The organism is Rhodocyclus purpureus (assembly GCF_016653115.1).
Taxonomy (GTDB): domain Bacteria; phylum Pseudomonadota; class Gammaproteobacteria; order Burkholderiales; family Rhodocyclaceae; genus Rhodocyclus; species Rhodocyclus purpureus.
This window is the reverse complement of the sequence record NZ_NHRX01000067.1, coordinates 11,279-24,381: the sequence shown is the minus strand read 5'-3', so window position 1 is coordinate 24,381 and position 13,103 is coordinate 11,279. Positions and strand designations below refer to the sequence as shown.

Below are 13,103 nucleotides of genomic sequence, written 5' to 3'. Positions count from 1 at the left end.
ATCTTCGGTATTGCCGACTGAGCGTCGGTTCACCTCGACAGGGCCCCCTCGCGGCGCGCGGGATAAATCCCGGTCGTCAGGAGCGGACCATTCACGATCATGCCCAATCACGAACATCTCGAATTGCTGCTACAAGGCAGGGATGTCTGGAATGCCTGGCGGAAGTCCAATCCCGACACGGTGCCTCTCCTGCGCAGCGCGCGACTGGAGGGCTCTGACCTCTCGGACTACGATCTTCACGACGCTTACTTGCGGCGGGCAGATCTCCGGGGCGTGCTCCTTGATCGCAGCAAGCTGCGGGAAGCCAACCTGAGCGGTGCCCGACTCGAAGGCGCTTCCCTGGTCGACGCTGAAATGGCGGGCGTCAACTTGCGCGCAGCCAGGATGCAAGGCGCGAACCTGCGCAATGCCGACCTCAAGAGCGCCATACTCGTCAATACCGACCTGCGCAATGCCAATCTCAGTGGCGCTCACGTTTATGGAATTTCCGCGTGGGAAGTCGAGCTCGACGGCGCCGAACAGCGCGACATGCTGGTGACTCGTCCGGATCAGCCGCGGATCACCACCGACGACCTCGAGGTCGCACAATTCATTTACGTGCTGCTCACCCACAAGAAGCTGCGTGAGGTATTCAACACGACGACGCAACGTGGCGTACTCATCCTGGGGCGCTTCGGCGGTGGCGGACTGGATGTGCTTCGCGCCATCGCTGACAGGCTACGTGAGTTGGGATACGTGCCCATTGTTTTTGATTTCGATCGCCCGCAGCAACGAACCTATACCGAAACGGTCATCACGCTGGCGGGACTGTGCAGCTTCGTAGTTGTCGATCTGAGCGGACCTTCCGTGCCGCAGGAGTTGCAGGCGACGGTCACCGCACTGCGGATCCCGTTTGTCACCATCATGGAGAAGGGCTGTCTCCCATACTCGATGGTCAAGGATTTCGCCGAGCTCGATCATTTTTTCTATCCGCCCGTCGAATTTTCAGCTGTTGAAGAGCTGCTTCAGCAACTTCCGGAAAGGGTGATCGCGCCCGCCACGAGCTACCTCGAACGTCGCAAGCAGAAGCTCAAGGCAATTTACGAGAAATAGAAGCCGATTCGAGGGCAAGGACATGCTGGAGCAGACGCCAATCCTCGACATCAACCCTCACGTCCCGGCGCTCGACGCAAGGGTAACCGAGCGGACTGGCTGGTTCTCATTGCGGGTGACCCACACGTTGCAGCATGGTGCCCTTGGCAAGCTCAAATCTGAAGTACATCGCGAGACATCCAGATTCTTGGCGAATCAACCAACACCCGGAGGAAAAAGTGACATACGACGAAATAAAGAAGCTCGTCAGCGAGAACAACAAGTCGACCGATTTCTCCAACGAGTTCGTAATTTGCTTGATATGGAAGGAGTCAGGATTTGATCCCTTAGTCAAAAACACGGCGTCGTCGGCAACCGGACTCATGCAAATGACGAAGGGGGCTGTTGATATGGTCAACAAGTGCACTCCACCCGGAATCCACTTTGAGCACGACGAAATGACAGACGCCGCCAAGAACATCCAGTGTGGCACACTATATCTGGATATAGCCAAAAACAGTATGGCTGGAGTCGATATAAGTTTTGGCACAGGAAAGGGATACTCGAAGTCCATCAAGGCATGCGAGTCATGCCTCAGGAGCGACTCCGCGCACCCCATGACCGCCCTGCATAAAATACATAAGTGAGGATTTCATGAAACTATACAGGTCTTTTATTTTATTCATTACCTTTTTCAGCCACATATGCACCGCAGCACCCGATAACGATTGGGGCTTTGCCACTGATTGGGTTGGGAAATATCCATCGACATCTGTTGGAACCGCCAAGTCCGGTTTGCTTTCGCAAACAGCGGTTAAGGCAGCTCTAAATAATATCCTTCCGAAATCTGAAGCCTCCAACTTTTCCCAGCTGACTTCTGAAGTACCAGTCAGAGAACTAGAGGGACTCATTGTCGTACACAAGTGTCGCCCGCACAACTGTCCATCGGACATGGCCATGGTGGTCATTGACCCCAATGAAGCGCAACTGTGGGTTGGCCTATTTTCGAGAGAAAAGTCCCGAGTTTCGACCCGCTGGTACGGCACAAAGGAAGACTATTCAATTCTCCCGGAAAGAATCAAGAGAGAATTTATCGAACGTCATGGATATTAAATTCGCCTCCCCCTGCCCGTTCCAGACCTTCAAATATATTATTTGAAGGCACCAGCCTCGACAATCGAAGTGAACATAGACATGAATTTTGGTCAATTAGTGACCATTTTTCGCGAGCAGGGGGTCCCAGATTACTTCTACACTATCAGTGGCTTGGCTTCCGGAGAATGCTACGGGATCGAGATGATTGATGACGTATGGTCTGTTTATTACAGCGAGCGAGGCTTGAAGAAAGATATCTCGATCCATTCGACTGAAGACGCTGCTTGCCAGGAATTGTTCCGACGAGTCGCAAGTCTCATGGAAGAAGAGCTCGATCAGAAACTGAAATTACCGTAAGTCCACCAAAGTCCAGCGACAAACCAAGGATTTCTGGCACCATACCGTAGGCTCCCCTGAGCATCCGCCGCACGAACGGCATTTTCGCTACGTTCCATGGACCCTGGTATCCGTATCGCCAGCATCATTTCACTTTCCCATGAGCACTCCGACCGAACGAGACAAGATGATTGCCGGTCAAGCCTATGATCCTGCGGATCCGGCCTTGGTCGCTGACCGTCTGCGCGCCCGCAGGCTCTGTACCGAGTTCAACGCCCTGCCCGAGGTTAATGCACAGGCAGCCGCACTACTCGTACTGATTTACGCCCAAATCGGAGACTCGTAGGTGGCCGGCTCGGTTGAACACGGCCCGATCGGAGTTTCCGGTGAGGTCGAGAATTTGGACGACGGGACCATGATCCGGGCGCTATCCCCGTGGCCAGGTCCCGTCGGCAGCCAACTTGCATCGCGCGAAGCTTCTCCTCGTACTCGATCGCTACCGTTGATCCCGCCCAAGTCGGCACGCCGCGGGTCTGTGGCAGCAAGGCTACAAGCACTACGCCAGGGAAGCCGAGGTGCAGAGGTCCAGAAACTCCAGCGCCAACTCAACATCCGGTTGATCCCGTCTCCCGAGCTTGCGATTGATGGAATCTTCGGGCCCCTCACCCTGCAGGCAGTCAAGCAATACCAAAGAGGTGTTGCTATTGCTGCCGATGGGGTTGTAGGCAATGATACATGGTATCGGCTACTGAGAGGCGACAAGGTCACCGTCCTTCAATCACCCATTACCGCTCTCCAGCCTGCGGGCACTTCACCGACACAGACAAGGTCGACATCAAGGCAATCATTAGAAGCGACGCGGCCCCCCGCCTCCTCTGATAGCATCTGGGAGTGGCCTCTCGAAAAGAAGCTACTCGCCGTTCTTGAGAGGGTTCCTTCGAGACTACCCGGCATAACGCGAGACGAGCTCAAGGCACTTTCCCAGATTGAGAACCTCGCTTTGTCTCTGGCGATCATCGCTGGGTTTTGTCTGCTTAGCGGCGGCACAACATTGGTTCTTGGGGTAGTCATCCTCGGCATTGATATGACGATCTCGCTCGCCAGTGCCTCACAGAATGCGGCACTGGCCGCGACGGAGGACGACCTGAACGAGGCCGCCGACGAACTGGCGCACATCGTCCTTGCCGTCGGGATTGCCGCCTTCATCAAAGGTGTCGGCACTGTTGCCAAGAGCGCCAGGGGTGCCTGGAATGGCCGTGTCGCTGAGGCACAACAAAGGACAAAGCCAGAACCATCAAAACCGAAATCGCCCCCCGAGCCGCAGCCCGAAGTGCCGCAACAGAAACTTCAGACAAAGGCTCCTGTGAAATTCGGTAAAAAGGGAACAGACACGGAACCTGGTGCGCAACCCCCGACCAAGCAATTGATTCAAGAAATGGATGCGGCCAAGGCGCGCGCCACCCTCTCGCCACCGGAGAAAGCGGGTTGGCCCCAAATCCCTTCCCGGGATGCGGCAACATTCAAGAAGGCTCCTGAACCGATAGAGCTAGCTGAAGGATCAAAAATCTATCGAGTCATAGACGGCGAGAGCAATCCAAATGGATCCTACTGGATAACTACGGATCCCAGGACGATGTCCGAAGCGCAGTGGCGTTCAGGCTCGGCAGTAAAGGGCGAGTGGAATGGAGACGGCGCCTTTGTCGAATATGAGGTTCCGAAAGGCGGAATGAAGGCTTGGTCTGGAGAAGCTGCCCCCCAGATTTCTTCCGATGGAGTGAATATGTTAAGCGGCGGCGGAAACCAGATTTGGGTTCCGCCGAGCAGCACACGAGCCAGCACACCAATCTCGACGGGGTTCATCAAATGAGCATCAGTGAAGATATTGTTGAATTGAAAGCCAAGGCGGAGCAACTCCTCGCCATGTTGGAACGGCTTGAGGAGCGAGGAGACCGAAAGGCCACGCTATTTGCCGATGGCGTCCGTCGTCGTCTCACCGGGTTGCAGAACGCGAGCGCGAGCGAAGACGGTATGCGTTTGGCCATGCGGCTGTTGGATATCGTACCGAGTGCCAAGGACCTCGACGCTATAGACTTCCGACTTAACCTTCACCCGGGTATTGACGCGCTGAGGTCCGCCATCGAAGCCGAGGGAGCACGCATGGCGAAACCGCTGATAGATGCGCTCTGATCCGGGAAATCCGCCATCGGGAGAGATCCCCGGTGATCGTACCGCTGGTCGAGGTGCCGGCGCTCGGGGACAGCATACTCCATACTGTCCCCGAAAAAACTCGAGTCCTTTTCCTGCCGGCGGCCTATCATCAAAATAGGCCTTCGTCATTTCAACCAGGACAGGAGAAGACCATGGACATCATCCAGCAGATCCTTCACTCTTTCAGCGACACCTTGCCGAACGACAGCAAGACCGCCGCCGCCATCGCCCGCAACGCGGGGCCGGAAGAAATCGCGGCCTGCGCCAGCGCAGAAGGCCTGCATGCGCTGGCAGGGGCGCTGTTCGAGGCCTGTGAGGAGGGCGGCGCTGCCAACGCCGCGCTCGACGAGGACGCGCACGTTGCCCCCGAGCTGGTCAGGCGTCTGCATGATTTCCGGCTTGAATTGCCGCCCGACAGTGAAGCAGCCAGGCTGATCGACGCCGGCGCGCCCATAGAGGCGATTTCCGCGGCAGCCGAGAAGGAAGGACTGAACTCGCTGGCGACGATGCTGTTCGAGGCCGAGCAGGAAAACAACAGGGAATGACCGACGCGTCCTGATCCCGTCTGCTCGCCAGGCCATGTCGTCCTGCCCGCTGCCCGGTTCGACGCCGCTCGGCGTGATCGAGGAGGTGCATGGGCCGGTCATCGACATCCTCTGCGATCGCCTGCCGCCGCTGCATCAGGCGGTCTATGTCTGCCTCGACGGCGAGCGCCACACCTTCGAGGTGCATCGCCATCTCGACGAGTCGCGGGCCCGTGCCATCGCCCTGCATCGCACCGGCGGCCTGCGCCGCCTGATGCCGGTGTTCGATAGTGGCGGGCCCTTGCAGGTGCCGGTCACACCCGACTGTCTCGGGCGCCTGCTCGACATCTTCGGCGACCCGTTGGACGGCGGTCCGAAACTCGATACCAGCGAATCGCACCCGATCGTCGCTGCACCGGCGCCGCTGTCCGAAACGGCCGGAATCGGTGAAATCCTGCCGACCGGAATCAAGGTCATCGATCTCCTCTGTCCCTTCGTGCGCGGCGGCAAGACCGGGTTGTTCGGCGGCGCCGGTGTCGGCAAGACGGTGCTGATCATGGAATTCATGAACGCGATCGTCCGCCTGCACAGAGGGGTCTCGGTGTTCGCCGGCGTCGGCGAGCGCATCCGTGAGGGCCACGAGCTGTGGCACGACATGCAGGACGCCGGCGTCATCCCACGCACGCTGATGGTGTTCGGCCAGATGGACGAGTCGCCGGGCGTGCGTTTCCGCATCGGCCTGTCGGCGCTGACCTACGCCGAGTACCTGCGCGACCACGTGGCCAAGGAAGTGCTGTTCCTGATGGACAACGCCTTCCGCTTCGTCCAGGCCGGCAGCGAGTTGTCGGGCCTGCTCGGGCGTATGCCGGCGACGGTGGGCTACCAGCCGACGCTGCTCTCGGAAGTTGCCGAACTGCAGGAGCGCATCTCGTCGACCAGGAGCGGCAGCATCACCGCGGTCGAAGCCGTCTATGTGCCGGCCGACGACATGACCGACCCGGCGGTCGGCGCGCTGCTCGCCCACCTCGACACCAATGTCATCCTGTCGCGCAATCAGGCAGCCAAGGGCATCTATCCGGCGGTCGATCCGCTGGCGTCGGGCAGCCGCATGATGGATCGCGTCACCCTGGGCGAGCGCCACTACCGGGTCGCGCAGACGGTGCGCGAGCATCTTGCCCGCTACCGCGAACTCGAAGACATCATCGCCATGCTCGGGCTGGAAGCGCTGTCGGAAGCCGACCGGCGCACCGTGCTGCGCGCGCGCCTGCTGCAGCGCTACCTCACGCAGCCGTTCTTCGTCGTCGCCGAGCATACCGGCATCGCCGGCGCCTCGGTGCCGCTGGAGGCCACGCTCGCCGATTGCGAGGACTTCATCGCCGGCAAGTACGACGATCTGAGCGAAGAACGCTGCTACATGCGCGGTGCCATGGAGGGCGTGCGATGAGCGGCATCACCCTCCATCTGAACAGCGCCGTGCGCAGCGAGCGCATCGACGACGTGGTCAGTTTCGTCGGCACCGACGCCAGCGGCAGCTTCGGCATCCGGCCGGGACGCACCACGTTCATGACCGTCCTCGACTACGGTCTCTCGCGTTTTCGTACCGGCACGGGAGAGTGGTTCTACCTGGCCTGCCCAGGTGCGGTGCTCGCGTTCGCCGGAAATGCGCTGACGATCAGCACGCGGCGCTACCTGTACGACACGGACTACCGGCGCATCTCGGACCTGCTCGGCGGGCAGTTGGCCGAGGAGGAAGCCGCACTGCAGAGCATCAAGGACAACCTGGAGAAGCTCGAACAGGAGTTGTTCCGGCGCTTGCGCAGCCTCGACCGGAGGCCGCAATGAGCGACGAAAAGTGGCGCCGTGACGTGAGCCGGGACAGCGAGCGCCTCCAGAAGGCGGAACGCAACAAGCGGTCGCTGCTCGCCCAGACCGTATTCCTCGGCAGCCTGTCGGTGCTGTTCGTCGTTCCCCTGCTGGCCGGCGCCTACCTGGGACATTGGCTAGACAGTCAGGCGGAGGGCTATGGCGTTTCCTGGACGATGAACCTGATCCTCCTCGGTCTGGCGATCGGTGTCCTGAACGTCTTTGTCTTCGTCCGCAAGTACTGGTGATGGGGCGATGATGGAGTTGTGATGGATACGACAAACGTGGTGTTCACACTCGGCTGGCTGCAGCTCACCGCCACGGTGGTGACGACCTGGGGACTGTTGCTGGTGGTCGGCGTCGCTTGCTGGCTGGCGACGCGGCGACTGTCGCCGGACGAGCCCGGCCTCGTGCAGACGGCGCTCGAAGGCGTCGTGCAGGCCATCGTTGCCGCGATCGAAGGCGTCCTGCCCGGACGCGGCGAACTGCTCCTGCCCTTCATCGGCAGCCTCTGGCTGTTCGTCGCCGTGGCCAACCTGACCGGACTGGTGCCCGAACTGCATTCGCCGACTGGCGATCTGTCGACCACCGCCGCGCTGGCCGTCGTCGTCTTCCTGTCGGTGCATTGGTACGGAATCCGCACTTCGGGTCTCACGAATTACCTGCGCCACTACCTGACGCCCAGCCCGATCCTGCTGCCGTTTCACCTGCTCGGCGAACTCTCGCGCACGCTGGCGCTGGCCATGCGCCTCTTCGGCAACATCATGAGCCTGGAGATGGCCGCGCTGCTGGTGCTGCTGGTGGCGGGCCTGCTGGTGCCGGTGCCGGTGCTGATGCTGCACATCGTCGAAGCGCTGGTCCAGGCCTACATCTTCGGCATGCTGGCCTTGATCTACGTCGCCGGTGGCATGCAATCCCATGATGTTGCGGAAGCTCCCGAAGCATCACCCGCAGACGACACGAAAGGAAAGCCGACATGAGCGACATTCACTGGTTTGTCATCATCTCCACGGTAGCGGCGGCGTTCGCCATCGCGCTCGGCATCATTTTTCCGGCGATCGCCATGGGGCGGGCCATCAGCCAGGCGCTGGAGTCGCTGGCGCGCCAGCCGGAAGCGGAGAAGTCGATCAGCCGCACCCTGTTCATCGGTCTGGCGATGATCGAATCGCTGGCCATCTATGTTCTGGTGATCGTCCTCGTCATCCTCTTCCGCAATCCGCTGCTCGAATATTTCCTGAAATAGGCGGCTTCATGGAAATCAACTGGACCACGTTTGCGCTGGAAATCATCAATTTCCTGGCGCTGCTCTGGATACTCAAGCGCTTTCTCTACCGGCCGGTGATGCAGACGCTGGCCGAGCGCCGCTCCGGAATCGAACGCACGCTGGCCGAAGCACGCGCGACCGAAGCGCAGGCAGCGAGCATGAAGCAGCAGTTCGAGTGTCGCCTGGCGGACTGGGAACAGGAAAAGGCGAGCGCGCGTACCCGCTTCGAGGCCGAACTGGCGGTCGAGCGCGGACGCCAGATGGATGCGCTTGCCAGGGAACTGGCCGGCGAGCGCGAACGCAGCGCCGCTGTCGAAGCGCACCGGCGGGAGACGCAGCGGCGCGAACTGGCGACCCAGGCCGGCAGCGAAGCCCGGCGTTTCGCGAGCGTCCTGCTCGCCAGGGTCGCCGGGCCGGATCTGGAAGCGCGGCTGCTCGAGGTCTTCGTCGAGGAACTCGCCGCGTTGCCGGAGGAAAGCCTCGCCGCGGTGCGCTCCGGCCGGAACGGTCAGGGCGTTCTGCGCACTGCCTACGTCCTGAACGACGAGCAGCGCCGCTTACTGTCTGGCGCGATCGACGCCCGCCTAGCAGCCTGTCGGACTTAAGCGCTCCAATGAGATAATGACGGGCATTGAGAACGGATTTCGTTGCCATGAGTGTCTTCCGCCCGATTGACCGCAAAACGACGTTTCTGCTGCCGCCTTCGATGGAAGATTGGCTGCCGAAAGATCATCTGGCGAGGTTCATCGTTGAAGCGGTGGAAGGGCTGGACCTGAGCCGGCTGGAGAAGTTGTATGCCGGCAAAGGAAGCGCGGCCTACCATCCTGCGCTGCTGCTGTCGCTGCTGGTGTATGGGTACGCCACGGGTGTTTTTTCGAGCCGCAAGATCGAGCGAGCGACCTACGATTCGGTGGCGTTTCGCTTCATTGCTGCGGGTAGTCACCCCGATCACGATACGCTGGCGACGTTCCGCCGCCGTTTCTTGAGCGAACTGTCCGACCTTTTCGTGCAAGTACTGGAGCTGGCGAAGGAGATGAAGCTCCTGAAGCTGGGAACGGTGAGCCTGGACGGCACCAAGGTGCATGCAAACGCGTCGCGCCACAGCGCGCTGTCTCATGGACACATCGAGAAGATAGAGGCGCAACTCAAGGCTGAAGTACAGGAGCTGCTGAAGTTGGCCGAGCAGGCTGACCGGGCCGACGTTCCGGACGGCGTCAATCTTCCGGCGGAGATTGCGCGTCGTGAGGATCGGCTGAAGGCGATGGCTGCGGCCAAGGCGAAGATTGAGGCGCGGGCGAAGGAACGCTTCGCGCGTGAGCAGGCGGCCTACGAGGAGAAAGTAGCGCAACGCGAAGCCAAGGCAAAGGAGACGGGCAAGAAGCCGCGCGGCAAGGCGCCCGAGCCTCCGAAACCCGGTGCCCGAGCGACGGACCAGATCAATCTCACGGATGAGGAGTCGCGGATCATGCCGGTTTCCGGTGGTGGCTTCGAGCAAGCGTACAACGCTCAAGCTGCGGTGGACGTCGACAGTCTGCTGGTTGTCGTTCCGACGGTAACGCAGGCACCGAACGACAAAGAGCAGGTGGAACCGATGCTGGCCCACCTGGAAGCTTTGCCCGATACCTTGGGGCAGGTAGATCAACTGCTTGCCGACACCGGCTTTTGCAGTGAAAAGAATGTCGTGGCTTGTGAGGTGGCGGGGATCACGCCGCTGATCGCCACCGGGCGTGACGCGCACCATGCAGGTTGGCGCGAGCGTTTCACCGAGCCAGCTCCGTTGCCGGCTGACGCCAAGCCTATGGCACGCATGGAGCATCGCCTGAAGACGAAAGAAGGACGGGCCACCTACGCGCTCCGGAAGCAGACCGTTGAACCTGTGTTCGGCATCATCAAGTCAGTGATCGGCTTCCGTCAGTTCCTGCTGCGCGGGCTGGATCTGGTTGCGGGCGAATGGCGTCTTGTGTGTCTGGCGTGGAATTTGAAACGCATGGCCGCATTGCGTCCGCAGCATCCCCAAATGGCATAAAACGACCTAGATATGTTCGTTATGCGCCTGACAACCTCTATTTCTGCACAAAATTTAGGCAGATTGCCCCAAATCCACCTGCCGACGGACTCAAGTCCGACAGGCTGCTAGGGGGTAGGTGCTAGGGGGTAGGTGCTAGGGGGTAGGAATGAAGTGCGAGAGGCTTGAGGTTTGGAGGGTCAGTGCTCGATTGGCGGCGGATGTGTACCGCCAGCTCGCCGACCTCAGGGATTTCGGCTTCAAGGACCAGATCACCCGCGCCGCCCTGTCCATTCCCAGCAACATCGCCGAAGGGATGGAGAAAGAATCAAAAAGAGAACAGCTCCGCTTTCTGGAAATCGCCAAAGGCTCCGCCGCCGAGTTCGCCACCCAGACCTGGATCGGGATCGACATCGGCTATATCCCCAAAGAAACCGGCAAAGACTGGATCCAACGATCCTACCAACTCCTCGGCATGCTAACCAACCTTAGCAAAACCATAAAAGCCAAACCCAGCGCCTCCTAACACCTCCCACCTGACACGTAACACCCGAACAAGTGACTCCTAACCCCTCACACCTAACCCCTACCCCCTCAAACCAACCGAAGGTTGCTTTGATCACCGGCATCACCGGCCAAGACGGCTCCTACCTTGCCGAATTCCTCCTGGAGAAGGGCTACATCGTCCACGGCATCAAGCGCCGCGCCAGCAATTTCAATACGCAACGCATCGACCACCTCTACCAGGACCCCCACGTCCTAACCCCTAACACCTCGCACCTAAAACTTCACTACGGTGATCTGTCGGATACGAGCAACCTCGTCCGCATCATCCAGGAAACCCAGCCCGACGAGATCTACAACCTCGGCGCGCAAAGCCACGTGGCCGTGAGCTTCGAGAGTCCCGAATACACCGCCGACGTCGACGCCATCGGCACCCTGCGCATCCTCGAAGCCATCCGCATCCTCGGCCTCGAAAATAAGACCCGCTTCTACCAAGCCAGCACCAGCGAACTGTACGGCCTCGTGCAAGAGATCCCGCAGAAGGAAACCACCCCCTTCTACCCGCGCAGCCCCTACGCGGTCGCCAAGCTCTACGCCTACTGGATCACGGTCAACTACCGCGAGGCCTACGGCATGTACGCCTGCAACGGCATCCTCTTCAACCACGAATCCCCGCGCCGCGGCGAAACCTTCGTCACGCGCAAGATCACGCGCGGCCTGGCCAACATCAGCCAAGGCCTGGAAGACTGCCTGTACATGGGCAACCTCGACGCCCTGCGCGACTGGGGCCACGCCAAGGACTACGTCCGCATGCAGTGGCTGATGCTACAGCAGGACCAACCCGAAGACTTCGTCATCGCCACCGGCGTGCAATACAGCGTCCGCCAGTTCATCAACTGGACCGCCGAAGCCCTCGGCATGCAACTCCGCTGGGAAGGCCAAGGAATCAACGAAAAAGCCTACTGGACCAACCCTCCTAACACCTCACACCTAACCCCTAACACCCCGGTCGTCCGCATCGATCCGAGGTATTTCCGCCCGACGGAGGTGGAGACCCTCCTCGGCGACCCCACCAAAGCCAAGGAAAAACTCGGCTGGACCCCCGAAATCACGGTCCAGCAGATGTGCGCCGAAATGGTCCAGTCCGACCTCGAAGAAGCCAAGCGCCACGCCCTGCTCAAAGCCAACGGCTACCAGGTCAACGTCAGCGTCGAATAACGAGCCCCTGACCGTCATGGCGAGTTCCGCCACCCCAGCGCATGAAACGCATTCAGTCGCATCAATTCCGTCATTGCGAGGCGCGTAGCGCCGTGGCAATCCAGCGCGTTCTTCTCACTCAACGCCCTTGCCGGTTTCCACGTGCGACCCAACATCAGCCCTACGCCCTGGATCGCCACGCCCTGCGGGCTCGCGATGACGGGCTGCTGATCGAGCCAAGACCTTTGCTTCGGCCCCTTCATCAATTTCGTCATCGCGAGGCGCGTAGCGCCGTGGCAATCCAGCGCGTTCTTCTCACTCAGCGCTCTTGCCGGCATCCACGTACGACCCAACATCAGCCCTACGCACTGGATCGCCACGCCCTGCGGGCTCGCGATGACGGGCTACTGATCGCGCCAAGACCTTTGCTTCGGCCCCTTCATCAATTCCGTCATTGCGAGGCGCGTAGCGCCGTGGCAATCCAGCGCGTTCTTCTCACTCAGTGCCCTTTCCGGCTTCCACGCGCTATCCGACATCAGCCCTACGCACTGGATCGCCACGCCCTGCGGGCTCGCGATGACGGGCTACTGATCGCGCCAAGACCCTTGCTTCGGCCCCTTCATCAATTCCGTCATTGCGAGGCGCGTAGCGCCGTGGCAATCCAGAGCGTTCTTCTCACTCAGCGCCCTTGCCGGCTTCCTCGTGCGACCGAACATCAGCCCTACGCACTGGATCGCCACGCCCTACGGGCTCGCGATGACGGGCTGCTGATCGAGCCAAGACCTTTGCTTCGGCCCCTTCATCAATTCCGTCATCGCGAGGCGCGTAGCGCCGTGGCAATCCAGAGCGTTCTTCTCACTCAGCGCCCTTGCCGGCTTCCACGCGCTATCCGACATCAGCCCCACGCACTGGATCGCCACGCCCTGCGGGCTCGCGATGACGGGCTGCTGATCGCGCCAAGACCTTTGCTTCGGCCCCTTCATCAATTCCGTCATTGCGAGGCGCGTAGCGCCGTGGCAATCCAGCGCGTTCTTCT

General features: G+C 60.4%; 18 protein-coding genes and 1 pseudogene. 18 read left to right on the top strand and 1 reads right to left on the bottom strand.

Annotated features, from left to right (window positions below):
- Positions 1-99: 99 nt before the first annotated feature.
- From CCR84_RS15000 to gmd, 18 genes and pseudogenes are all read left to right on the top strand, one after another.
- Positions 100-1,092: a pentapeptide repeat-containing protein gene (locus CCR84_RS15000; RefSeq protein ID WP_201213964.1), complete on the top strand. Its 993-nt coding sequence runs from the start codon at positions 100-102 to the stop codon at positions 1,090-1,092.
- A gap of 218 nt (positions 1,093-1,310) precedes the next feature.
- The gene (locus CCR84_RS14995) at positions 1,311-1,718 is read left to right on the top strand and encodes a transglycosylase SLT domain-containing protein (protein ID WP_201213962.1); all 408 of its coding nucleotides are present in this window, start codon (positions 1,311-1,313) and stop codon (positions 1,716-1,718) included.
- Positions 1,719-1,725: 7 nt separating this feature from the next.
- Positions 1,726-2,184, top strand: a complete 459-nt coding sequence (locus tag CCR84_RS14990) for a hypothetical protein (RefSeq protein WP_201213960.1) — start codon at positions 1,726-1,728, stop codon at positions 2,182-2,184.
- A gap of 81 nt (positions 2,185-2,265) precedes the next feature.
- Positions 2,266-2,523 (top strand): hypothetical protein, encoded by a 258-nt coding sequence (locus CCR84_RS14985; protein WP_201213958.1) that lies wholly within the window; start codon positions 2,266-2,268, stop codon positions 2,521-2,523.
- A 139-nt stretch (positions 2,524-2,662) separates the two neighbouring features.
- Positions 2,663-2,848, top strand: coding sequence for a maltose acetyltransferase domain-containing protein (locus CCR84_RS14980; RefSeq protein WP_201213956.1), 186 nt, complete (start codon positions 2,663-2,665; stop codon positions 2,846-2,848).
- Between the two features lie 69 nt (positions 2,849-2,917).
- Positions 2,918-3,238: pseudogene (locus tag CCR84_RS16950) on the top strand (peptidoglycan-binding domain-containing protein); the annotation flags it as partial.
- Between the two features lie 264 nt (positions 3,239-3,502).
- On the top strand, positions 3,503-4,369 hold the full coding sequence (locus CCR84_RS16615) for a hypothetical protein (protein ID WP_242508764.1): 867 nt from the start codon (positions 3,503-3,505) through the stop codon (positions 4,367-4,369).
- Positions 4,366-4,689 carry a hypothetical protein gene (locus tag CCR84_RS14970; RefSeq protein ID WP_201213952.1) on the top strand — a complete coding sequence of 108 codons (324 nt, stop codon included), beginning with the start codon at positions 4,366-4,368 and terminating at the stop codon, positions 4,687-4,689. Before CCR84_RS16615 ends, CCR84_RS14970 begins: the two co-directional genes overlap by 4 nt.
- A gap of 32 nt (positions 4,690-4,721) precedes the next feature.
- Positions 4,722-5,255, top strand: coding sequence for a hypothetical protein (locus tag CCR84_RS14965; protein ID WP_242508763.1), 534 nt, complete (start codon positions 4,722-4,724; stop codon positions 5,253-5,255).
- A 34-nt stretch (positions 5,256-5,289) separates the two neighbouring features.
- Positions 5,290-6,678, top strand: a complete 1,389-nt coding sequence (atpD, locus tag CCR84_RS14960) for a F0F1 ATP synthase subunit beta (protein WP_201213950.1) — start codon at positions 5,290-5,292, stop codon at positions 6,676-6,678.
- Positions 6,675-7,076 carry a F0F1 ATP synthase subunit delta/epsilon gene (locus tag CCR84_RS14955; RefSeq protein WP_201213948.1) on the top strand — a complete coding sequence of 134 codons (402 nt, stop codon included), beginning with the start codon at positions 6,675-6,677 and terminating at the stop codon, positions 7,074-7,076. The genes atpD and CCR84_RS14955 overlap by 4 nt, the downstream gene beginning before the upstream one ends.
- Positions 7,073-7,345 (top strand): AtpZ/AtpI family protein, encoded by a 273-nt coding sequence (locus CCR84_RS14950; protein WP_201213946.1) that lies wholly within the window; start codon positions 7,073-7,075, stop codon positions 7,343-7,345. The genes CCR84_RS14955 and CCR84_RS14950 overlap by 4 nt, the downstream gene beginning before the upstream one ends.
- Before the next feature lie 21 nt (positions 7,346-7,366).
- Complete coding sequence (locus tag CCR84_RS14945) at positions 7,367-8,077, top strand: F0F1 ATP synthase subunit A (RefSeq protein WP_201213944.1); 711 nt, start codon at positions 7,367-7,369, stop codon at positions 8,075-8,077.
- Positions 8,074-8,340 carry an ATP synthase F0 subunit C gene (gene atpE / locus CCR84_RS14940; protein ID WP_201213942.1) on the top strand — a complete coding sequence of 89 codons (267 nt, stop codon included), beginning with the start codon at positions 8,074-8,076 and terminating at the stop codon, positions 8,338-8,340. Before CCR84_RS14945 ends, atpE begins: the two co-directional genes overlap by 4 nt.
- Before the next feature lie 8 nt (positions 8,341-8,348).
- Entirely contained in the window at positions 8,349-8,966 is a 618-nt protein-coding gene (locus CCR84_RS14935) for a hypothetical protein (RefSeq protein WP_201213940.1), read from the top strand.
- Between the two features lie 47 nt (positions 8,967-9,013).
- The gene (locus CCR84_RS14930; protein WP_201213938.1) at positions 9,014-10,387 is read left to right on the top strand and encodes an IS1182 family transposase; all 1,374 of its coding nucleotides are present in this window, start codon (positions 9,014-9,016) and stop codon (positions 10,385-10,387) included.
- Between the two features lie 148 nt (positions 10,388-10,535).
- Complete coding sequence (locus tag CCR84_RS14925; protein WP_201213936.1) at positions 10,536-10,892, top strand: four helix bundle protein; 357 nt, start codon at positions 10,536-10,538, stop codon at positions 10,890-10,892.
- An 89-nt stretch (positions 10,893-10,981) separates the two neighbouring features.
- On the top strand, positions 10,982-12,088 hold the full coding sequence (gmd, locus tag CCR84_RS14920) for a GDP-mannose 4,6-dehydratase (RefSeq protein ID WP_207186303.1): 1,107 nt from the start codon (positions 10,982-10,984) through the stop codon (positions 12,086-12,088).
- 14 nt (positions 12,089-12,102) lie between these two features.
- On the opposite strand, the gene CCR84_RS14915 is transcribed toward gmd, so the two are convergent.
- A complete protein-coding gene (locus tag CCR84_RS14915; protein ID WP_201213932.1) occupies positions 12,103-12,447 on the bottom strand; it encodes a hypothetical protein in 345 nt (114 codons plus the stop codon).
- Positions 12,448-13,103: the final 656 nt, after the last annotated feature.